The sequence below is a fragment of the Microlunatus elymi genome (genome assembly GCF_007362775.1).
Lineage (GTDB): Bacteria > Actinomycetota > Actinomycetes > Propionibacteriales > Propionibacteriaceae > Microlunatus > Microlunatus elymi.
On the sequence record NZ_CP041692.1, the window covers coordinates 3,031,715 to 3,054,011 of the forward strand.

Here is a 22,297-nt window from a genome sequence, read left to right on the forward strand (position 1 = left end):
CTTCCTCACGCTGACAAGTTGGGGCCGTTCGTCACCCTCGGCGCCTGCGGGACAGGGCCACCACGAACACGCCCGCTGCCAGCAGCATCCCGCCCAGGACCAACAGTCCGAGCGACGGGCCGCCGGTGTTCGGCAGACCACCCTGGGCCGGGCCCGAGCTCGGCGGTGTCGACGGCGGTGCCGCGTTGGTCGGCGACTGCGACGGGCTCGGCGACGGCGGTACGGCGTTGAAGGTGTTGGTCACCTCGAACGAGGCCGGTTCACTGTCGTCGGTGCCGACCGTCACCGATTCCGGGCTGACCGTCGACGCGTCGGCGCCACCGTTGTCGGTCTCCTGGACGGCACACTTCGCGCCGACCGGGATGTCGGTGTAGTCGGCTTCCAGGCCCGTCTTCTTGGACAGGGTCTGTACGCCGTCGTCGGGCAGGGTGACCGGGACGGTCTTGCCGTTGACCTGCTGGGTGCAGGTCAGCTGGACGGTGAACTCGGTGGTCGGCTTGACCCGATCGGTCCCGTCGCCGGCGATCTTCTTGATCACCGAGACCTGACCGACCTGGTAGTCGTTGGTCGCCGTCACCGTGATCGGATCGGTCTGCGAGTCGACGGCGAAGGTGCCCGCCGGATCGATGGTGGTGCTGTTCGCACCGCCGTTCGCCGTCTCCTTGGCCTGACACTCGGCACCCAACGGAATGTCGGTGTAGTCGGCCTCCATGCCGTTGGCCTTGGACAGCGTCTTGACGCCGTCGTCGGGCAGCGGCACCGGGACCGGATCACCGCCGTAGCGGGTGGTGCAGGTCAGCTGGACGGTGAACTGGGTGTCGTCGGAAACCTGGTCCGCGCCGTCGCCGGTCAGCTTCTTGATCAGGTGCACCGAGCCGACGGGGTAGTCGTTGGTGGCAGTGACCGTGATCGGGTTCTGCTGCGACTCGGGTGTCACGATGAATGACCCGTCGGTCTGGGTGCCGTCCGGCATCGTGATCGAGATCGAGCTCGTGGTAGCGCTGCCGGTGGTCAGCTCCTCAGCCTGGCACTCGGCACCAACAGGTACCGCCGGCCAGCTGCCCTTCAGACCGTTCGCCTTGGTCAGCGTGATCACACCGGCATCCGGCAGATCGACGGGCTCAAGCGTCCCGTCACCGTCGAAGTCGGTGGTGCAGGTCAACTGCACGCTGAACTCGGTGTCATCGGGCACCTGCGAGGCACCACCGCCGGTGATCTCCTTGATCACGTTGACCGGAGCAACGGGGTAGTCGTTGGTCGCGGTGACCCTGAACGCCTCGGCGTTGGACGTGACCGTGAAGTCATCGGCCGGGCTGATCGTCGAGGTGGTCGCCCCGGAGGAATCGGTCTCGGCCACCGAGCAGGTGGCACCCAGCGGAATGCCGATGAAAAGGGCATTCGGGTGGGCCTTGGTGATGGTCTTCACGCCGTTGTTCTGCAGCGGGAAGTTGACCGGTACCGTCTCGCCGTTGATCACTTGCGTACAGGTCAGTTGCACAGTGAACTCGGTGTCGTCGGGGACCTGGCCGGCCGCACCTCCGGTCACGTCCTTGTGCACCAGCACCGCACCCGCTTGGTAGGTGTTGGTGACGTTGACCACCGCGGTCGGTCGATTGTTCTCGTCGCGCGGGGTGACGGTGAACGAGCCGCTCGGGTCGATGGTGCTGAACGTCGCATCACCGGTGTCGGTCTCGGCCAGCTGGCAGGTCGCACCGACCGGCAGCCCGCGGTACAGCACGGTCATCTGGCTGCGGTAGGTGAGCGTACGAGTCGCGCCGCCCGGGATGTCGACCGGCACCGTCTCGCCGTTGACCTGACGCGTACAGGTCAACTCGACCTCGTAGGTGGTGCCCCTCGGGACTCGGATCCGTCCGAAGCCGGCGAGTTCCTTGGTCACCTCGACCGGGGCCACCTCGAAGCTGTTGTCCACCGTGACGGTGACCGGGTTGTCCGCGTCGTCACCGGTGACCGTGAACGGACCGTCCGGGTCGATCGTGGTCGAGTTGGCGCCACCGTTGGCGGTCTCGGTCACCTGACAGCTCGCACCGTCGTACAGATCGGTGACCGTCTTGCTGAGCGGCTCGTCACCACCGAGCACGATGTCGTCGTCGTAGACCACGGCATCGTTGTTCGGGTTGATGCAGTGCAGATGCACGGTGAACGGACCAGCGCCGTAACGGCTCGCGCCCGGACCGGTGACGTCCTTCTTGATCAACAACTGGGTGACCGGGAAGTCGTTGCGGAAGCTGACCTCGTTGGTCACCGCGCCGCCGTCACCGTTCGGATCCAGCGTGAGCTTGGCGGTGTCGCCGTCGGTGTAATCGTTGCCGTTCAGCGACCACTCGGTGCTCGAAGCGCCGCCATTGTCGGTCTCGGTCGCAGTACATTCCGAGCCGGCCGGCAGCCCGGTGAACGTAACCGTCTCGCCGGCGTTGAAGGTGGCCGTCATCGGCTTGTCGGCGCTGTAGCCGGTCGCATAGACCGGATCACCGAGGAACGTGCAGTCCACGTCGAAGCTGAACGGTCCGTAGCTGACCGCATTACCGTCCTGGTCGACAGCGTGATCGCCGATCGCCTTGGTCAGCGACAACTGCGCATTCTCATACGTGTTGGTCGCCACGATGATCGGTACGGTCTGATCCGCCCGTTGCACCGTCACGGTGGTGGCACTGAAGCCGGAGGCGCCCGAATCGGGGTCCTCGGTCACGGTGCAGTCCGAACCCCACGGCAGGTCGTCTACCTCGACCGGCTGGTTCGGCGTCACGGTGACGTCGGCCTTGTCGCCAAGATCGACATTTTCGCCCACCGACGTGCACTTCAGATTCAGGTGGAACTCCGCCGGTGCGTACTTCGCGGCCGGACCGGTGACCACCTTCTCGATCTGCAGCGGCCCGGTCGCCAGCGCGACACCGACCTTGTTGCCCTCGGACTTCGGCGCCAGACCCTTCGTACCCTCGTCGTCGGTCTCGGCGGCGGCCGCGACGGTGTTCCAGGCGATGGTGTCCTCACCCGCGGTCTCGGACTGGGCCGGTGCCCGAGTCTGCGCCTCGAAGCTCAGTACGCCGGTCGGATCGAACATGTCGTCGGCGGCGAAGTCCGTCTCGACCTTGACCGCGGTCGCGTTGGGCGGCACGTGCACGGCATCGCCCGGTTGTGGGTTGTCGATCGTGTCGATCAAGGTCCAGGCGCCGCCGGGGCAGCCCTGCAGGTTGTCCAGATCGTCGGTACACAGGTCCTGATCGGTGTCGAAGTAGACCCGCCACTGGCTGACGGTGCCTTCGCTGGTGCCGGCGAACGTGATGTCGACCGGTTCCGGCGTCCACTGCGATCCGCGTTCCAGCGAGGTGATCGCGCCGGTGTCACCCGGAGTGGGCAGCCGGTCGATCGCGTACACCTTGTCCTGCGGCAGGTTGCCGGTGTTGGTGAACTCGAACCGCCAGGTGTCGGTCCCGCCGGGCTTGGTCACCGGTACACAGCCGCCGACGTAGAAGCCCTCGTCGTTGGGCTGGCAGCCGTTCGGATCATTACGGGTGTTGTTAACACCGAGTTCGTCGTCGTCGGCCTTCACCATCTTCACGCCCTTGAGCGCACCGGCCCGGATCGGGTAGACGGTCGTACTGGCCTGACACTCGCCGGTGTCGGTGTCCAGCTTCTGCGAACACTGGTCCCAGGGCCGGTCACCGGTGATGCCGGTGGTGTTGGTGACGTCGGTGTTGCCCGGCAGCCCGGTGCGGAACTGCAACGCGGTGGTGATCGTGTAGGTCTGACCGACCTCCAGCACGGTTCCCTTCGGGAAGGTGAACCTCAGCTGGGTCGGCGTCTCGTCGACACTCACGTCACCGGCGGTGCCGGCCGAATCGGTCGGCATCGGGCTGCCGTTCGGCGGGGTCGGCGCAGCGCCGTCCAGGGCATAGGTGTAGCCGGAATCGCCCGCCGCGAGGTCCGGGTCCTTGACCAGCAACGGACCATCCGCATCAGACGGAATGTGATCGGTGATCACCGGGTTGGTGATCGGCGTGTCACCGGTGTTCTTGAACGTCAGCGTGTACGGGATGTCCTCCGCCGGTGCCTGGGCGCCCTCCGGCGTCTTGTTCACGGTGACGGCGTTCAGCGAGTGCTTGTAGAGGATGGTGTCGGTGGCGTCGTCGGTGGCGCTGATCTGCTCGCCGCCGACGGTGTCCTTGGCCCAGGTCTGGCCGTGCAGGTCATCGCTGGACACACCCGGATCGTCCTCACCGGGCATGGGGTCGTTGCCCTGCAGGTCGGACGTCACCGGCTTGCCGCTGCGCAGATCGGTCCGGCGTTGCATCTGCAGTAGGACGGTCTGCTTCGGGGTGGCCGGGTTCTCCCAGATCGCCCCGTCGGCCCGGGTGAAGGTGAACCGCAGCCCCTGTACCTGGTCGGCGGTGACACCGTCGGGCAGGGTCAGGGCGGTGCCCGGCGAGCCTTCCACCCACTGGCCACCGGTGCGGACCAGGTTGCGGCCCGCCGCGGTGAAGGTGCCGCCGACGTACGCATCGACCTGCACCCGATTGATCGGCGAGGTGAAGCTGAAGTTGCCGAAGCCGATGAAGTCGTACGCGTTGAAGAAGGTGGTGTCGTCGTCGGTCAGCGTCATCTTGTACGACCGCGACGGGCCGGATGGCTGCCCGGTCAGGGTGACGGTGACGGGGGAGTCATCGGGCTCGGTCTGCGATGCCGGGGTGATGTCCTTGGTGACGTCCAGTCCGATGCCTTGCGGCCGCAGGGTGATTTCGGCCGGGTCAGTGTCGGTGTTGGTCCGCGGTTCGACGCCGGGGTAGTTGTCCAGGTCGCTGGCCGTGGCCGAGGCGAGGTCGTTGACCGGGCTGTCGTCGGCCGCGGTCACGTTGGTCCCGTCAGACCGATGGGTCGGACGCAGCCGGGTGTCGAAGACGACCTTCGCGGTGCCCTCGGACAGGATCCGACCGGTGTACTTGATGCTGAACCCGACCACGTCGGTCAGGTCCGACTCGGCCGCATTCAGCGCCTGATCCCTGGTCATCGTTCGGGTGCCGCCGCCGGCCAGCTCGAGGGTGACCGTGACATCGGTGGCGCCGATGTCACCCGGTGCGGAGATCGTACGGAAGCCCTGCAGGTTGAACACATCGAACGGATCGGTCGGCGAGACCGGCTCGTTGATGGTCAGGCTGTCCACCTTGCGCGGGGTGGTGTTCTCCGCCGACAGGCTGACCCGCCCGGTCGGATACTCATCCGGGAAATTCGCCGTACCCGGCGCGGGAACACCCAGCGGGCCACCGGACCAGTCCTTGGTGATTTTGGCCGTGACGTTGACCGGGGTGATGGCGATGATGTCGGACGCCTCGTCATGGGCGTACGCCTTACCATTGATGATCACGTCGGACCCGGCCGTGTTACGCACCTCGCCGGTTTCACCGGCCACGTTGTAGACGTCCTCGGCCAACACCGGATCCTGCGGGTTCGACCGCAGCTCATCGCGGATCTGGAAGACCGGATGGATCCCCCGGTCGTTGCCCGAGGAGCGCGCCACACCGCTGCCGACCGGCGGCGCCTCCGGATTGCCGTTGATTCGCTCGGACCGGGTCGGACTCTCCTGGTAGGTCAACCGGAACGCGATGGTGTCGGCCTGGCTGCCGGCACCGGTACCCGTGTCCAGGGTGTAGCCGGGGAAGGTACCGTCGCAGGCACCGGGGCACGGGTCGTTCGGTGCCTCGATCCACTGGTCCTGGCTAAGGCTGTACAGGTCGACCTCGGTCACCTGGTCATAGGTCAGGTGTGGATCCATGGCCGCGGTGATCGGGTCAATCCGCAACAGGTCGAAGCTGTCGAACACGGTGCTGCTCAGGTTGGCCGCGCTCGGGTTCGGAACATCCGAGATCTGCATCTCCGGGATGTTGCTGGCGCCGCTGGTCGACCAGTTGATGGTCGCACCGGCCTCCTCCTGGGTCCGCTCACCGACGGCCTTCGGGTCGTCCCAGGACTTGGCGATGAAGTCGGCATTGCCGCCGTTGGCCGGGTTCAGCTTGATGTCGTCGCAGGCCACGTTCGAGTCCGCATCCGGAACATCCGGCTGCGCCGACAACGCGTGGGACTGCTGGCAGTCGTCGACGGTGATGTCCTCACCGGCCGCGCTCGGCTTCAGCTTGTAGCCGATGTTGGGATTGACCTCGGTGCCCGGCGGGAAGCCGTCATCGGAGTGGTAGTCGAAGCGGATGCCTTGGGCATTGGCCTGCACATCCGGCGGGAAGTCACCGCTGAACGTGTCCGGACCGGGGATGTCTTCCATCCCCGGGACGGGCACCCACTCGGTGCCGTTGTAGTACTCAACCGTCAGGGTCGCGTTGGCCGGGATCGGCGTCTCGACCACACCGGTCGGTGTGAAGGAGTCGTACCACGCGTCGTTGGACAGGTCCGCCGGGTCCTGGACGATGATGTCGTTGGCATCGGTGGTCGAGTCGGGGAAGTCGGTGACCTTGCCGGACAACTCGACCAGCGCGGTCTGGCCCGGGATGGAGAAGATCGACGACGGGACGATCTTCTTGTCGGCATGGATGTTGATCCGCTTGACGAGCGTGGTCAGGGTGTCGTTGGCCGTGGCGTGGCCGTGATAGCCGCCGGGCGCGGTCGAGTCGGCGTCGATGGTGTTCTTGTGGTCGACCGAGTCCTGGGTCTGGTCGTCAGCTGCCGTCACGGTGAACGGAAGGGACGCCTCGGCACCGGGCTCGATGTCGCCGGTGAACTCGATGGTGAAGCCGGTCACCGTCTTGCCAGCCGTCGGATCGGGCAACGTGTTGGCCGTCGTCGTGCTGTCGGTGCTGGTGGTGCCGTCGGCGTAGGTGTAGGTGACCGTTGCCTTGGTCGCTCCGGCCGGCCACTGAACTCCGTCGCCCCAGCCGTCGAAGGTGAGTACGGGATCGGTGGTGAAGATGTTGTTGGTGCCGTCGACCGGCTCGGTGATGGTCAGCGAGTCCAGGGTGCGGTTGCTGGTGTTGGTGGCGCCGATGGTGACGGTGCTGTCGCTGCCGGCCGCGATGGTGTCGGGATCGAAGCTCTTGGACGCGTCCAAGTCGATGTCGGACGACTGGACGTCGTAGCTCGCGTCGGCCGTCTTCGGTTCGGACTTGTCGCCGTCGCGGGTGACGGTGGTGGAGACCTCGTTGTTCAGCGGTCCGGTGCCGGCGTCGGCGATGTTGTCGCGTTGTTCCATCGGCACGTCGACGCTGCCGGAGGCGCCCGGCGCGATGTTGGCGCCGTCGGTGCTGATGAAGTGGATCCGGATGCCCTGGCAGTCGGCCGGGTCGACGCCCGTCGGGAGTTGGGCCGGCGGCGCCGATGCGTCGCCGTTGACCCAGTCGCCGCCGGTGTAGCAGTCCACCTGGACCTGCTCGGCACCGTCGGGCAGCGTGACATCGGGTGCGCCGGTAACCGCCAGGTAGGTGAACGCGTCGTTCGGCGGGTTCACCGGGTCGGTGATGGTGATCTCGTCCACCGGCACGTTCGAGTCGTTGCCGCCGGACAGCGACATCGTGGTTTCGGTGCCGGGGTTGGCGATGCCGCTGTCGGGATCGAACGACTTGTCGGTACTGGCCGCCAGGTTGATCGGCACATGCACCGTTACGTCGGCCGTATCGGACTTCGGATCCGCGTTGGTGGCGTCCGCGGTCGCCTTGTTGGTCAGTGTCTGCCCGTCCTGGGTCGGGTCGATGTCCGCGTCCACCTTGACCGGAACGGTGATGGTTGCAGTCGAGCCGTCATCCAACCCTTGGGCACCCGGGGGATCGGACAAGGTGTCGGTGAAGTCGATGTGGAAGCCGTCGCTGGTTCCACTCGCATTGCCGTCGGCACCGGTGATCGAGATCGCCGAGGCATCAGGGTTGAGGGAGATGCCGTCGGGCAGGGTGTCGTCGACGGTGGCGCTCGTGCAGCCACCGGAGCCGATGTTCGTACAGGTGACGACGATGGTGTAGGTGAAGGTGTCGCCGGGGTTGACGTCGGTCGCCGACGCCGTCTTGTTGATCGTCAGCTCAGCCGGGTCCTCGGCGTAGGCAGGCTTGACCACCAGGAAGCTGATCAGCAGCGCGAAGCTGAGGGCGCCGGCAACGACCCGGCGACCGCCGCGGACTCCGCGACGCAGGCGCCGCCCGAGTCTGGCAATCGGCAGCAGGATTCGTGGGTGCCGGCGGCGGCCCATACACACTCCGTTCATCGGTACGATGCCTCACCGCCGCACCCCGTTGCCGCGGTAATTCTGTAGCTTTGCGTTGTTGGTGTGTTCAGTCAAGCTCAGCGAATTCTTATCCAGCCTCAGGTCCGCTGCTCGGCGAAGATCGTCGCCCAGTCCCGAGCCATGCTCACAGTCGTCCAGCCGAGCCGAGACGCCACCTCGGTGATCGGCTCCGCCGAGGCGAAAGTCGCTGCCTCGCCGGCGTACGCGTACTCCCGTTCGGCGTCGTCGTGGTCGATCAGGATCGCCAGTCCCGGATGCTCGCCGGCCGTCGCCCACTCGAGCATTTCCCGATCGCCGGCAGAGTTGCCGATCGCGACAATCGGCGAGCGACCCAGCTGGGTCTGAATATTGGCCACCTTGGCCTCACCCTCGTTGGCCTGCCCGACCACCGACGTCGTACGACGAAGAACCGGATGCTGGTCAGCGTCGCGCTCGAAGTCGTAACCGATCAAGGTGCCGACGACCAGTTCCGGTGGCACCTCGTACAACCGCGGCGCCACCCGGCGGACGAACTCGGTGCCGCCGCCGGAGACGATGCCGACGGTGAAGTCGTGGGCCCTCAGTTCCTCGATCAACTCCAGCATCGGCTGATAAACGACACCGCCGATCGGCCGATCCAGCGCCGGATGCCGGTAGCGATCCAGGAAGTTGTCGACGGCCGCACCGAACTCGTCCGGTGTCTGCCCGTCGAACAATCGGGTCAGCGCGACCGCGATCCGGGCCAACCCGAGCTCGCTGATCTTGGCTGCATCGTTGCTGAGCAGAGCAGCGAACTCCGGCTGCTCCGCCAGCGAGGAGTCGTCCGCCGACCGTTGCCGCAGCGCGTCGATGAAGAAGTCGTACTGGACATAACTCGGACGTTCGCACCACATCGTGCCGTCGTTGTCGATGTAGGCGACCCGATTCCGGACGGGAACGTCGTCGATGCGATTGAGATAGCCGATGATCGCGTCCCGGGCCGGGCCGGGTCGCCAGGACGGTAGCCGAGACGGTTCGCTCTTGGGCGTTGTCGCCATCAATCCTCCGAAGACACGTGGGGGCAGGAAAGCAACTCTCCCGATATGGGCGAATCGACCACATCCCCCAATCCGGGTGAGCCGGTAGCAAGTGCCGCTCATGGCCGCGCATCCGGCAATCTCAGGCGGCTCCCACCTGGGTAGGAAGGGCTGTTTTCACCCGTTACGGGCGACGCCCGAGCACGCATCGCCCGAAAGCATGAGGTTCATTCGGCACTGGATTGTTTCAGCTCGGCTCGGTGCCGTTTCACTCGTATTGCCGAGAGTCTGCTCAATCTGGAGGTAGATCGTGACCAAGGAATTCAACGGCGTCATCAACCTGGACGTCCGCGATTCGGTGCCGGACTGGACGCCGTACGAGTTGCCGAAGGCACCCGATGGCGCACCCAACGTGCTGGTGGTGCTGTACGACGACACCGGGATGGCGTGCTGGTCCCCGTACGGCGGCCGGGTCAACATGCCGACCGCGCAGCGGCTGGCCGACAACGGCCTGACCTACACCCAGTGGCACACCACCGCGCTGTGCTCGCCCACTCGATCGTGCTTCCTCACCGGCCGTGACCACACCACGAACCGGATCGCGTCGATCATGGAAACCACCAACGGATACCCGGGCAACGCCGGCCGGATTCCGGACGAGTGCGCAAGCATCGGACACATCCTGCAGGACAACGGCTACAGCACGTACTGGCTGGGCAAGGATCACGACGTGCCGGAGGAGGATATCTCCGCGGGCGGCAACAAGTCGCGGTGGCCGCTGCAAATGGGCTTCGATCGGTTCTACGGCTTCCTCGGCGGGGAAACCAACAACTGGTATCCGGACCTGTGCGAGGACAACCACTTCATCGAGCAGCCGTACACGCCGGAGGAGGGCTACCACCTCTCCAAGGACCTGGCCGATCAGGCGATCACGATGCTTCGCGACCAGCAGGCATCCAACCCGTCGAAGCCTTGGTACATGTGGTTCTGCCCGGGCGCCAATCACGCCCCGCACCACAGCCCGAAGGAATATGCCGACAAGTACAAGGGCATGTTCGACGACGGCTACGACGCCTACCGGCAGTGGGTGCTGGACCGGATGATCGAGAAGGGCGTCCTGCCCGAGGGCACCGAGCTCACCCCGTTCAACCCGATCGCCGAGGAGCAGCAGAACCCGATCGACTGGGTCAAGCCGTGGGACGAGTGCAGCGACGACGAGAAGAAGCTGTTCAGTCGGATGGCGGAGGTGTTCGCCGGCTTCAGTGAATACACCGACGCCCAGGTCGGCCGGGTGATCGATTACCTGGAGGAGACCGGGCAGTTGGAGAACACGATCGTGTTCTACTGCGCCGACAACGGCGCCTCGGGTGAGGGCACCGCCAGTGGTTCGGTGAACGAGAACAAGTACTTCAACAACTACCCCGATGACCTGGCCGAAAACCTCACCATGCTGGACAAGCTCGGGACCGCGGACACGTACAACCACTACCCGACCGGTTGGGCGGCGGCGTTCAGCACCCCGTTCCAGATGTTCAAGCGGTATGCGCAGTACGCCGGTGGCACCTGCGACCCGATGATCATCTCCTGGCCAAAGGGGATCAAGGCCAAGGGCGAGCTCCGGCACCAGTACCACCACGTGACCGACATCGTGCCGACCATCCTCGACCTGGCCGGACTCGAGATGCCGGAGGTCTACCGGGGCGTCGAGCAGATCCCGCTGCCCGGGGTCTCGATGAAGTACACCTTCGACGCTGCCGATGCGCCGACGCAGAAGAAGCGGCAGTACTACACGATCGGCGGGACGCGCGGCATCTGGCAGGACGGCTGGAAGGCGGCGGCCACCCATGCACCGCTGAACAACAAGGGCCATTTCGACCAGGACAAGTGGGAGTTGTACCACGTCGACGAGGACCGCTCGGAATCCAAGAACGTCGCCGATCAGCATCCGGAGAAGGTCAAGGAGCTCATCGACGCCTGGTTCGAGGAGGCGAACGACAAGAACGGCCTGCCGCTCGACGACCGCACGGTGATGGAGATGCTGACCGTCGAACGCCCACAGGCCGAGCCGCCCCGCGGCCGGTACATCTACTATCCGGGCAGCGGTGCGGTGCCCGAGGGGGTCGCGGTCAACGTCCGCGGCCGGTCGTACAAGATCATCGCCGATGTCGACCTCAGCGAGGGGGCCGAGGGCGTGATCTTCGCCCACGGTTCTCGGTTCGGCGGTCATGCGCTGTTCATCCAAGACGGGAAGTTGCATTACGTGTACAACTTCCTGGGCATCCCGCCGGAGCAGACCTTCGTCTCCGACAAGCTCACGCCCGGCCCGCATGCCTTGGGGATGGAGTTCACCCGGGAGAAGGCCGGTCCGCACAAGGAGTCCGTCGGCACCACCAAGCTGTACGTCGATGATCAAGTTGTCGCCGAGGGTCCGATGCGGGCGCAGATCGGCAAGTTCACCCTCTGCGGTGACGGGTTGTGCGTGGGTTTCGACAGCGCCGACTCGGTGAGCCGGACGTACAAGGCTCCGTTCACCTTCACCGGCGGCAAGATCCTCGGCGTTGGTGTCGACGTCAGTGACGAGAGCTACCTCGATCTGGAGACGGAAGCGCTGGCTGCGATGTCGCGCGACTGACACCAAGATCAACAACGTGAACGGCGGGTGATCAACCATGGCTACAGAAGCAGTGGCGCCACAGCGCCGAGGCTGGTGGTGGAAGACGCTGATCGGCGGCGCAGCGCTGTGGTTGATCACCGCCGCGGTCACGTTGGCGACCGAGAACTCCAATCTGGTGCCGACGGTGATTCTGCTCGGCAGCTTCCTGGTGCCGTTCTCGGTGGTGCTGTTCGCCGCCGAGCGGGTGGAAGGCAATCTGGACACCCTCTGGCTGATGATGGCGTTCTTCGTCGGCGGTGTGTTCGGTGTGCTCGGCGCCTCCATCCTCGAGGTGAATCTGAAGCCGTCGTGGCATCTGTACCTGGCGGTCGGCGCGATCGAGGAATTCGTCAAGGGCCTGGTCTTCATCGTGGTCGGCTGGCGGGTCGCCCCCAAGGTCGGACGTCAGGGGGCACTGCTCGGCGCGACCGTCGGTGCCGGGTTCGCTGCCTTCGAGTCCGCCGGGTACGCCTTCAACGCCGGCCTGACCCGGCGTGGCGTGGACGTGGTCTCAATGCTGGAGACCGAGGCCGTACGGGCGGTTCTGACTCCGGTCGGGCACGTGCTCTGGACCGCGATCCTGGGTGCCGCGATCTTCGCCGCCGCCGGGGCTCGCGGAAAATATCGGTTCACCTGGACGATCCCGCTGGCGTTCGTGATGGTGGCGATCCTGCATTCGCTGTGGGACTCGATGGGCTTCATCTCCGCGGTGATCGCGATCGCCGTGGCCGGTGGGGTACGGACCGAACTGGCCTACGGGCAGCTGCTGCAGCCGACCGTGACCAAGATCAAGCACCTGTCCACGATCTTCTACGTGATCGGGCTGGCCATCATCTCGGTGCTCGGCATTCTGGCACTGCGGGTCTGGGGACGTCATCGGACTCCGAAGCAGCACGCCGGCGCTCCCGCCGCCGGCCCCAACACCGGATCCGCAGCTCGGCGATCTGCGGCGGGCTCCTGACCAGGGGACCGACGAAGTGCGGCGCTCGCTCCGCACGTCGTCGGTCCGCCGCAGCGCCGTTGCGGATGGGCGGAGTGCGTCTGACCTCGAGCGGCGGGTCGGTCGTGCCGTCATCGACGTTCGGTAACCGGGGCTACGGTTCGGAGCGTCCGTTTCCCCACCGGAGTCGAGTCCGAACGGACCCTGGCAACCTCGGTGCGTCCGTTTCCCCACCGGAGTCGAGTTCGAACGGACCTCGGCAACCTCGCGGCGTCCGTTTCCCCACCGAAGTTGAGTTCGATCTGACGAGGCGGTCAACGGATGACCAGGTCACGACCCTGAGCAGCTGATCCGACACGCCGAGTGCGCACAGCCATCTTCTCGGGGAGTGGATTCGGCACCACAGACACCTTGACTGGATCGAACAAAAGTTCGAATATAGAGGGGTGGATCGAACACAGCAGACTCTTCCCGGCACGCAACTCCAGCCCGCTGTGAGCGTGCGGAATCGTCGTAGCGAGTCTGCGCACGGGCGTCCCGGATCTCGACGCCCGTACCTTCTCGCGGCAGCATCCGAGCGAACCGCTCGGCCGAATCGCGACCCCAAGGGTCCTGAGCCTGTCGAAGGACCACAACGCGACCCCAAGAATCTCGAGCCGTTCCGCAAGGGTCCTGAGCCTGTCGAAGGACCGAGACTCAGCCAAGGAACCGATCGCAGCGACAACCTCGACCGCAGCAAACGCGGATCCACCAACCGAGTTATGGCGGTGTGGTGCCCGGACTGGCCGGTGATCGCGGCCATGGAGCAGGAGAATCTGCCGCCCCATCTGGCGATCGCAGTGATCAACAAGGGTGAGGTGTTCGCGTGCTCCGCACCGGCCCGCGCCGAGGGCGTACGACGTGGCATGCGTAAGCGCGACGCGGCCGCCCGGTGCCCGGAGTTGATCATCATCGACCACAATCGGGATCTTGACACCAGGTCCTTCGAATCGGTGCTGCGAGTGATCGAGGGATTCAGTCCCGGCGTGGAGGTGATCCGCCCCGGACTGTGTGCTCTGACCGTGCCCGGTCGCTACTACGGCGGCGAGACCAAGGCTGCGGCATTGTTGTCCGAAACCCTTGTCTCAGCAGGGATCTGGGATGTTCGGATCGGCATCGCCGACGACCTCTTCACCGCCGAACAAGCCGCCCGGTTAGCAGCAGTTCAAGATCATCGGGTCATCGAACCGGATGCTTCGCCGGCCTTCCTGGCCGAGTTGCCGATCGGGGTGCTGGCCGATGATCAGCTGGTCGGCCTGCTGCTGCGGATGGGGATCAACACCCTCGGCGACTTCGCCCGATTGTCGGCCCGGGACGTGCTGACTCGGTTCGGGTTGTCCGGCGCACAGGCGCATCGATTGGCCGCGGGCCGGTGGGAACGCACGGCCAGCGGCCGACCGCTGCCGCCGGAGTTGGAGCAGCAGCTCGACTTCGCCCCTGGTCTGGAGACCATCGAACCGATCGCCTTCAGCAGCCGGCAGACCGCTGAAGCGTTCGTGAGTGAGTTGTCCCGGCATGGGCAGGTGTGTACGGCGATCCGGATCGAGATCGGCACCGAAGGCGGCTGGCGACACGATCGCCGCTGGGCGCATCCGCGCTGGTTCGACGCGGTCGACATCATCGACCGGTTGCGCTGGCAGTTGCAGTCCGATCCGCCGCCCGACCCCGTCAATCTGGTGCGGCTGCTGCCCGATCAACTGGAGTTCCTGGGCACCCAGGGTGACGGGCTGTGGGGCAGTGCGCCGGGGGAGCGGATCCAGCACGGGATCGCCCGAGTGCAATCGATGATCGGCTTCGACGGCGTGCTCACCGCCGGTCTGCAGGGTGGCCGCGAACCGACCGATCGCCAGCTGCTCACGCCGTGGGGTGAGCAACCGATCAGCGTCCGGCCGACCGATCGGCCCTGGCCCGGGCAGCTCCCGCCGCCGGCACCCAGCCGGGTCTTTCCGCAGCCGGTGCCGGCCGAAGTGCAGGACCGGGACGGCCGCCCGGTGCTGATCACCGATCGCGGCATACTCACCGGCGAACCGGGTCGATTCCGACCGACGCAGGAGCATCGGTTCACGCCGGTCGAGGCCTGGGTCGGCCCGTGGCTGATCGACGAACGCTGGTGGACCGATCCGCAGGCGTCCCTGCGCGCGCGGTTCCAACTCGTCACCCCCGACGGCAGTGCCTGGTTGCTGATGGCCTGCGACGGCCGGTGGTGGACGGAGGCCCGCTATGACTGAGCCTCGGTTCCAGTCCTTCGACCGGCTCAGGACCCGCTGATGGCGTACAACAATCCACCGATCTCCTGGTCGGAGCTGGAGCGCAAGCTCTCCGGCCGCAAGCCGCCACCCAAGCCCTGGGACAATCCGCACGGCGACAACGGGCCCGGCTGGCATCACCGCGAGGAGTATCTGGCCAAGGAGAGCGTTCGCCGACCCGACGGCCCGACCGTGCCGTACGCGGAGCTGCACGCGCACTCCAACTTCAGCTTCCTGGACGGCGCCAGTGATCCGGAGGACCTGATCGAGGAAGCGGTTCGGCTCGGCATCGACACACTGGCGCTGACCGACCACGACGGTTTCTACGGCGCGGCCCGGTTCGCCGAAGCGGCCCGGGAGTACGAGCTGGCCACCGTGTACGGCGCCGAGCTGTCGCTGGAGCTGACCGCGGCCCAGACCGGCGTGCCCGATCCCGAAGGCAGCCATCTGCTGGTGTTGGCCGACGGGGTGGAGGGCTACCGCCGGCTGGCCGGAGTGATCACCGAGGCACAGCTGCGCGGCGGCGAGAAGGGCAAGCCGGTCTACGATCTGGAGGAGCTGGCGGCCGCGCACGGCGGACGTCAGGGTGGTCACTGGATGATCTTGACCGGCTGCCGCAAGGGTTCGGTTCGGCAGGCGCTGCGGGTAGGCCGGGAGGCCGCCGCGACCGAGCTGGACAAGCTGACGGCGATGTTCGGACTTGATCATGTGGTGGTTGAGCTTGTTGATCATGGCCTGCCGGACGATTCCATGATCAACGACCAGCTGGCCGCACTCGCTGTCGATCACGGGCTGCCGACGATCGCCAGCAGCAACGTGCATTTCGCCAGCCCGAAACGGTATCGGCTGGCCAGTGCGATGGCCGCGGTCCGGGCGCGGCGTAGTTTGGCCGAGATGGACGGCTGGCTGCCGCCGCCGACGGCTCAGCTGCGTTCGGGGGCGGAGATGGAGCAGCGGTTCGCCCGCTATCCCGGCGCCGTACGAAGGGCAGCCGAGCTGGGCAGGCGGCTCGCCTTCGACCTGCAGGCGGCCAAACCCAAGCTGCCCAAGCTGGACGTGCCACCGGGCCACAATCCGACCAGCTGGCTGCGCGAGCTCACCCGACGCGGCGCCGACGAGCTCTATCCGGGGAATCGGGCCGAAGCTCAGGCCCGGTTGGAGAAGGAGCTGGCGGTGATCGAGGAGAAGGGGTTCGAGGGCTACTTCCTGATCGTGCACGACATGGTCGCCTTCGCCAGGGAACGCGGGATTCTCTGCCAGGGCAGGGGATCGGCGGCCAACTCGGTGGTCTGCTACACGCTCAAGATCACCGCGGTCGACCCGATCCTCTACGACCTTCCGTTCGAACGGTTCCTGGCCACCACCCGGGAGGAGGAGCCGGACATCGACGTGGACTTCGACTCCGACCGGCGCGAGGAGGTGATCCAGGAGGTCTATCGTCGCTACGGGCGACGCAACGCCGCCCAGGTGGCTGACGTGATCAGTTATCGGCCGAAGTCGGCGGTCCGAGACATGGCCAAGGCGCTCGGCTACTCGCCGGGCCAGCAGGACGCCTGGTCCAAGCAGATCGACAGCTGGAGCACCGTCACCGACGATGATGATCATGAAATTCCCCAGCAGGTGGTCGATCTGGCCAATCAGTTGATCGGCGCGCCGAGGCATCTGGGTATTCATTCCGGCGGCATGGTGTTGACCGAGGAGCCGGTCGGCGAGGTGGTGCCGATCGAGCACGCCAGGATGGAGAATCGGACGATTCTGCAATGGGACAAGGACAGTTGCGCCTGGATGGGGCTGGTCAAGTTCGATTTCCTCGGGCTCGGCATCCTGAATGCGATCAGTCACACGCTGGCGATGATCGACGAACAGCTGGGCGAGCACTGGGAGTTCGCCACCCTGCCCAAGGAGGAACCGGCGGTCTACGACACGCTCTGCCGGGCGGATTCGGTCGGGCTGTTCCAGGTGGAGAGTCGGGCTCAGGTGGGGACCCTGCCTCGGTTGCGTCCGCGCCGGTTCTACGACCTGGTGATCGAGGTGGCGCTGATCCGGCCCGGCCCGATCCAGGGTGGCGCGGTGCACCCGTACATCAGACGGGCCACCGGAGCGGAGCCGGTGAGCTATCCGCACCCGCTGCTGGAGCCGGTACTGAAGCGGACCAAGGGCATCCCGCTGTTCCAGGAGCAGTTGATGCAGATCGCGATGACCGTCGGCGGCTGCACCGGTGACGATGCCGATCTGTTGCGCCGGGCGATGGGATCCAAACGGGGCGTGGAGAAGATCGAACGGCTGCGGCAGAAGCTCTTCGACGGGATGGCTGCCAACGGCATCAGCGGTGATCTTGCCCAGAGCATCTACGACCGGATCGAGGCGTTCGCCAACTTCGGCTTCGCCGAGAGTCATGCGCTCAGCTTCGCCCTGATCGTGTACGCCACCGGCTGGCTCAAGCTGCACTATCCCGGCGCCTATCTGGCCGGCCTGCTGCGGGCTCAGCCGATGGGTTTCTACTCGCCGCAGTCCCTGGTCGCCGACGCCCGCCGCCACGGCGTCGAGGTCCGCCGCCCCGACATCTTCGCCTCCCAGGTCGAAACCGGTCTCGAACCCCTTATTCACAAGGGTCCTGAGCTTGTCGAAGGGCCAGAACAGCACCCCAAGGGTCCTGAGCCTGTCGAAGGACCGGGATTCGCCCCCCGTCGACCAGCTCAGAGATCTTCACATCCAGTTCGCCCGACCGGAATGGACAGTTGTCTTGATCATCAGCAACCACCGATCGGCGACTTCGATCCGTATGCGGATGATCCGAGCCCGGCTCATCGCCGCGATGGTGCTCTCGCCGTACGACTCGGACTCACCACGGTGCAAGGTCTGGGCGAACCGGCTGCGACCAAGATCGTCCAGGAGCGCGGAGTCCGACCGTTCACCAACATCAATGACGTGATCCGGCGCTGCGGGCTGAGTGTCAAGCAAGCCGAAGCGCTGGCCACCGCCGGTGCGTTCGACGGATTCGGATTGAGCCGCCGGCAGGCTCTGTGGGATGCCGGCTACGCCGACGGTCTTGATCAACTGGAGGGCACGGCGATCGACAGCCCGCCGCCCGAACTGCCGGGGATGAGCGTGGCCGAGTTGACCCTGGCCGATCTGTGGGCGACCAAGATCTCTCCCGATGATCATCCGATCGGGCATCTGCGCCGGGAGTTGGATTCCCTCGGCGTGATCGCGATCAAGGACCTCGGCGCGCGGCATGACGATCGTCGGGTCAAGGTCGCCGGCCTGGTGACCCATCGGCAACGGCCGGGCACAGCCGGCGGAGTCACCTTCCTCAATCTGGAGGACGAGACCGGCATGCTCAACATCATCTGCACCGAGGCGTTGTGGAAGCGATATCGCCGGATCGCCCGCAACACCCAGGGCATGATCATCCGCGGCACCATCGAACATTCCGACGGCGTCACCAACCTGTCCGCGGACCGCCTGGAACGCCTGGTCGAAGTGATCCCCAAGGCCGCTCAGGTCATCCCGCGCAAGCACCTGTCCCGCGACTTCCGCTGACCGCAGTCCAGCGACGTTCGGCGGACCCGCCATCCGCAGGATTCAGAGCGGAATCAGGATCTCTCCGCCGACATCGACGCGGCCGGCGCCGAGCGCGGACTGAAGCGCTGTCACGTTGTCGGAGTGGATGGTCCCGATCAGAAGTTGATCATCGTCCAACGGCAGTGCACGAGCCAGCAGCAGGCTGAGCTGCCGCCCGTAGCCGTGGCCGCGGAATCGTTGATCAAGAACGAGTTCCTGGACGACCGGGCCGCGCAATCCGTGCACGCAGTCCACTTCCGCGGCGAACGCACCGGCTCACTGAACGTCGACGAGTACGTCGAACCACAGACCCTGCCCGCTGAGCCGGATCAGATCCTGGCGATCCTCGGTACCGCGGGCCCGCGAGCACCCGGGCGCCGGTGGCCAGCGGCAGCCAGCGATTCGGGTACGCGGTCGCCGGCTGCCCGATCTGGGGCGCGGACCGGGCGAATCCGCCGGCCCAGTCGAGGTCCTGGACCGCCGTGGTCAACCAGAAGTCCAGCTCGTCGGCCAGCGCGTCCCGGCGCTCGGCGGCAGGCACCTGCTCGCGGAGCCACGGATGCAGGGAATCGTCGGCGGCGGAAACCAGCAGCTCGAGACTCGGCAGATCGCGTACAAGATCGGCGCGACAACGCGGCGATCGGGTGAGATACGCACCGACATCGGTGCGCAGATCACCCACTCTCGTCGTCGCGTCCGTGCCTCGGCCCCGGACCGGCCGAGAGCACCCGCGACCGACCGGCCAGAATGGTCAGTTGGCGGTACCCCAACCGGCCGCGAACGGCAGAGAGGAAGCCCGACGATGACTCATCAGCATGAGGCGGAGGAGCGCGACGCCCGGCAGTTCTGGGAGGACCGCTACTCCGAACGGGATCGGATCTGGAGCGGCAAGGTCAATCCCGTGCTGTCCGAGATCGTCGCCGATCTCGACGTCGGTACGGCACTGGATCTCGGCTGCGGCGAGGGTGGCGATGCGGTCTGGCTGGCCGGGATGGGCTGGCGGGTGACCGCGGTCGACATCTCCGCTACGGCACTGCAACGCGCCGAGCAAGCAGCGACAGAGCGCGGTGTGGACGGTCGTATCACCTTCGCCCGACACGATCTGGCGACCGACTTCCCGTCGGGTGTGTTCGATCTCGTCTCGGCCCAGTTCCTGCAGACCCCGTTGGAATTCCCGCGGGCGGAGGTACTCCAACAGGCCGCCCGCGCGGTCGCCGTCAGCGGTCGGCTGTTGATCGTCGAACACGGCGCCGCGCCGCCGTGGATGCCCCACGATCACGACCATCCGGTAGATTTCCCGACCCCGCAGCAGACCTTCGATCAGCTCGAACTGGTTGATCAGCACTGGCGGATCGAGCGGCTGGAAGCCAAGGAACGCCAAGCGACCGGGCCCAACGGTGAGACCGGAACGCTGATGGACAACATCATCTTGGCCCGTCGGCTTGCTTGAGTTCGCCAGTACGCAATGAGGGCGCGCCTGCCTCGCAAGCAGCACCGGTGTGAAAGCGTTGATCACGAAAGCACAGCCGTGGGAGGACGACGACGATGGAGAAAACTGGCAGCCTTCTGCTGGTCGAGGACGACGCAGTGATCGGTGAGGCGACCCAGCTGAACCTGGAGCGGTACGACTATGAGGTGACCTGGGAGCAGGACGGCCTGGACGCCTGGCGCACCTTCTCCGATCGCGATTCGGCCGGCGGTTTCGACATCGTGCTCTGCGACGTGATGCTGCCCGGCCTCGACGGCATCACCCTGTGTCGGCGGATTCGCGAGGCCGGGAACACTCCGGTGGTGTTGATCTCCGCTCGTACCGAGTCGATCGACATCGTCTCCGGTCTGGAGGCCGGCGCCGACGACTACGTCACCAAGCCCTTCGACATCCAGGTACTGCTGGCCCGACTGCGGAGCGTCGCCCGGCGGACCCGGCCCGCCACCGTCCCTGCCGACCGGAGCGCCGGCGAGGCGGGCGGTGATCACGTACGGATCGGCGAACTTGATCTTGATCGGCAGGCACTCGAACTTCGTCGCGGCGACACCTTGATCAATCTCACCCCGACCGAGATGCGGCTGCTGCTGGAGCTGGCCGGCAGCCCGGGCGTGGTGCTGTCCCGGTCGACCCTGCTGCAACGGGTCTGGGACTACCCGGAGTGGGAAGAAGATGATCATCTGGTGAACGTGCACGTACAGCGGTTGCGGGCCAAGATCGGTAACGACCGGATCGAGACCGTACGCGGGTTCGGGTACAAGTTGCGACGATGATCAAGATGCCGCACCCCGGACTTCGGGTACGGATCGCCGCGACCATCGCCTGCATCGTGGTCGCGGCCGTGGCCATCCTGACGCTGACCGTGCACTTCCTGGTGGTGCAGAACCGGATCAACCAGCAGCGGGACGCCGCCGACGCCAACCTGGTCGCGGCGATGGGGATCTACCGGTCGACCGGGCTGCGGGCCTTCGACTCCCAGCTGAACGACCCGCAGGTCCCTGCCGGCCTGCGCAATGCGCTGACCACCGACGGCTCGCACGGCACCAACGTCAGCGGCCGCGGCACCAGGGATCTCTGGGCCGCAGGCAGGGTGGGCGACGATCTGATCAGCATCCACACCACCTTCCAAGCCGTCGACGCCTCGGTGGCCGCGGTCGATCGGGCCTTGCTGTTCGCCGGCATCGGTACCGCCGTGGCCGCCACCATCGGCGGCGCGCTGACGGCCAACAGTCTGTCCCGGCGACTGCGGCTGGCGGCCAGGACCGCCCGCGACATCGCCGCGACCGCCGGCAGTCCGCGGGTGGCCGGACAGCCCGAGACCGCCGAACGCACCCTGCGCGCGGCGGTCGGCGCGGGGGAGGACGAGGTCGGTGACCTGGCCGACGCTGTGGATGCGATGGCCGCGCGGCTGGCCGCTCGGTTGCGCGCCGAACAACGCTTCACCGCCGACGTCGCGCACGATCTGCGGACTCCGCTGACCGGGCTGGTCACCGCCGCCACCCTGCTGGACGACTCCCGACCGGCTCAGATGGTTCGCAACCGGGTGGACGCGCTGACCGAACTGGTCGAGGAACTGCTGGAGGTCGCCCGGCTGGACAGCGGCGTGGAGACCGCGCAACTCGCGTACGCGCAGATCCCGCAGATCGTGCACCGAGCGGTGCAACGCGGTGTCGCCAAGGGCGAGTTCACCGCCGACGCAGTGGTGGTCTGCAGCGACGACAGCGCGGTGGCCGTGCTGACCGACCCGCGCCGGTTGGAGCGGGTGCTGAGCAACCTGATCCGCAACGCCCTGCAGCACGGGCAACCGCCGGTACGCATCGAAGCCACCGGCGACCGGATCGTGGTGACCGATCAGGGCCGCGGCTTCAGCCCGGAGTTCCTGGCCACCGGTCCGCAACGCTTCCAGCGGTCGTCGGCCAGCAGGGGCCAGCAGCGCGGGACCGGTGGGCACGGGCTCGGGCTCATCATCGCCCTCGGCCAGACCGCTGTGCTCGGCGGCCGACTCCATTTCGACAACGCGCCCGAGGGCGGCGCTCGAGTGACCATCGACCTGCCGGGCGCCCCGCCGGGCCGTGCACTGCAGCCTGACCCGTCGGCGGCGGGAATCGGCGAATGAGACCTGGATGTGATCTTCGCGAGATACGCCC

At 66.4% G+C, this 22,297-nt stretch carries 10 protein-coding genes; 7 read left to right on the plus strand and 3 right to left on the minus strand.

Annotation, left to right across the window (positions count from 1 at the left end; genetic code table 11):
* Window positions 1-31 precede the first annotated feature (31 nt).
* Both FOE78_RS13605 and FOE78_RS13610 read right to left on the minus strand, forming a co-directional pair.
* Entirely contained in the window at window positions 32-8,206 is an 8,175-nt protein-coding gene (locus FOE78_RS13605) for a DUF5979 domain-containing protein (RefSeq protein WP_143986767.1), read from the minus strand.
* A 98-nt stretch (window positions 8,207-8,304) separates the two neighbouring features.
* Window positions 8,305-9,243 carry an HAD family hydrolase gene (locus FOE78_RS13610; RefSeq protein WP_143986768.1) on the minus strand — a complete coding sequence of 313 codons (939 nt, stop codon included), beginning with the start codon at window positions 9,241-9,243 and terminating at the stop codon, window positions 8,305-8,307.
* 289 nt (window positions 9,244-9,532) lie between these two features.
* On the opposite strand from FOE78_RS13610, the gene FOE78_RS13615 reads away from it, so the two are divergent.
* The 4 genes from FOE78_RS13615 (at window position 9,533) to FOE78_RS13630 (ending at window position 18,643) form a co-directional block, all read left to right on the plus strand.
* Window positions 9,533-11,854, plus strand: coding sequence for an arylsulfatase (locus tag FOE78_RS13615; protein WP_143986769.1), 2,322 nt, complete (start codon window positions 9,533-9,535; stop codon window positions 11,852-11,854).
* Between the two features lie 37 nt (window positions 11,855-11,891).
* A complete protein-coding gene (locus tag FOE78_RS13620) occupies window positions 11,892-12,836 on the plus strand; it encodes a PrsW family glutamic-type intramembrane protease (RefSeq protein WP_143986770.1) in 945 nt (314 codons plus the stop codon).
* 740 nt (window positions 12,837-13,576) lie between these two features.
* Window positions 13,577-15,082 carry a DNA polymerase Y family protein gene (locus FOE78_RS13625; RefSeq protein WP_143986771.1) on the plus strand — a complete coding sequence of 502 codons (1,506 nt, stop codon included), beginning with the start codon at window positions 13,577-13,579 and terminating at the stop codon, window positions 15,080-15,082.
* Between the two features lie 39 nt (window positions 15,083-15,121).
* Window positions 15,122-18,643 carry an error-prone DNA polymerase gene (locus FOE78_RS13630; RefSeq protein ID WP_143986772.1) on the plus strand — a complete coding sequence of 1,174 codons (3,522 nt, stop codon included), beginning with the start codon at window positions 15,122-15,124 and terminating at the stop codon, window positions 18,641-18,643.
* Between the two features lie 42 nt (window positions 18,644-18,685).
* On the opposite strand, the gene FOE78_RS13635 is transcribed toward FOE78_RS13630, so the two are convergent.
* The gene (locus FOE78_RS13635) at window positions 18,686-18,910 is read right to left on the minus strand and encodes a hypothetical protein (RefSeq protein WP_143986773.1); all 225 of its coding nucleotides are present in this window, start codon (window positions 18,908-18,910) and stop codon (window positions 18,686-18,688) included.
* Between the two features lie 556 nt (window positions 18,911-19,466).
* Between FOE78_RS13635 and FOE78_RS13640 the strand changes: the two genes are divergently transcribed.
* The 3 genes from FOE78_RS13640 (at window position 19,467) to FOE78_RS13650 (ending at window position 22,266) form a co-directional block, all read left to right on the plus strand.
* Window positions 19,467-20,114, plus strand: a complete 648-nt coding sequence (locus FOE78_RS13640; protein ID WP_143986774.1) for a class I SAM-dependent methyltransferase — start codon at window positions 19,467-19,469, stop codon at window positions 20,112-20,114.
* Window positions 20,115-20,209: 95 nt separating this feature from the next.
* A complete protein-coding gene (locus FOE78_RS13645; protein WP_143986775.1) occupies window positions 20,210-20,923 on the plus strand; it encodes a response regulator transcription factor in 714 nt (237 codons plus the stop codon).
* Window positions 20,920-22,266, plus strand: coding sequence for a sensor histidine kinase (locus tag FOE78_RS13650; RefSeq protein ID WP_143986776.1), 1,347 nt, complete (start codon window positions 20,920-20,922; stop codon window positions 22,264-22,266). The genes FOE78_RS13645 and FOE78_RS13650 overlap by 4 nt, the downstream gene beginning before the upstream one ends.
* The last annotated feature ends 31 nt before the right edge of the window (window positions 22,267-22,297 follow it).

Coding starts and splice junctions, on each gene's coding strand:
- FOE78_RS13605 (WP_143986767.1), bottom strand. CDS start 8,206: ATGAACGGAGTGTGTATGGGCCGCCGCCGGCACCCACGAATCCTGCTG.
- FOE78_RS13610 (WP_143986768.1), bottom strand. CDS start 9,243: ATGGCGACAACGCCCAAGAGCGAACCGTCTCGGCTACCGTCCTGGCGA.
- FOE78_RS13620 (WP_143986770.1), top strand. CDS start 11,892: ATGGCTACAGAAGCAGTGGCGCCACAGCGCCGAGGCTGGTGGTGGAAG.
- FOE78_RS13625 (WP_143986771.1), top strand. CDS start 13,577: ATGGCGGTGTGGTGCCCGGACTGGCCGGTGATCGCGGCCATGGAGCAG.
- FOE78_RS13630 (WP_143986772.1), top strand. CDS start 15,122: ATGGCGTACAACAATCCACCGATCTCCTGGTCGGAGCTGGAGCGCAAG.
- FOE78_RS13640 (WP_143986774.1), top strand. CDS start 19,467: ATGACTCATCAGCATGAGGCGGAGGAGCGCGACGCCCGGCAGTTCTGG.
- FOE78_RS13645 (WP_143986775.1), top strand. CDS start 20,210: ATGGAGAAAACTGGCAGCCTTCTGCTGGTCGAGGACGACGCAGTGATC.
- FOE78_RS13650 (WP_143986776.1), top strand. CDS start 20,920: ATGATCAAGATGCCGCACCCCGGACTTCGGGTACGGATCGCCGCGACC.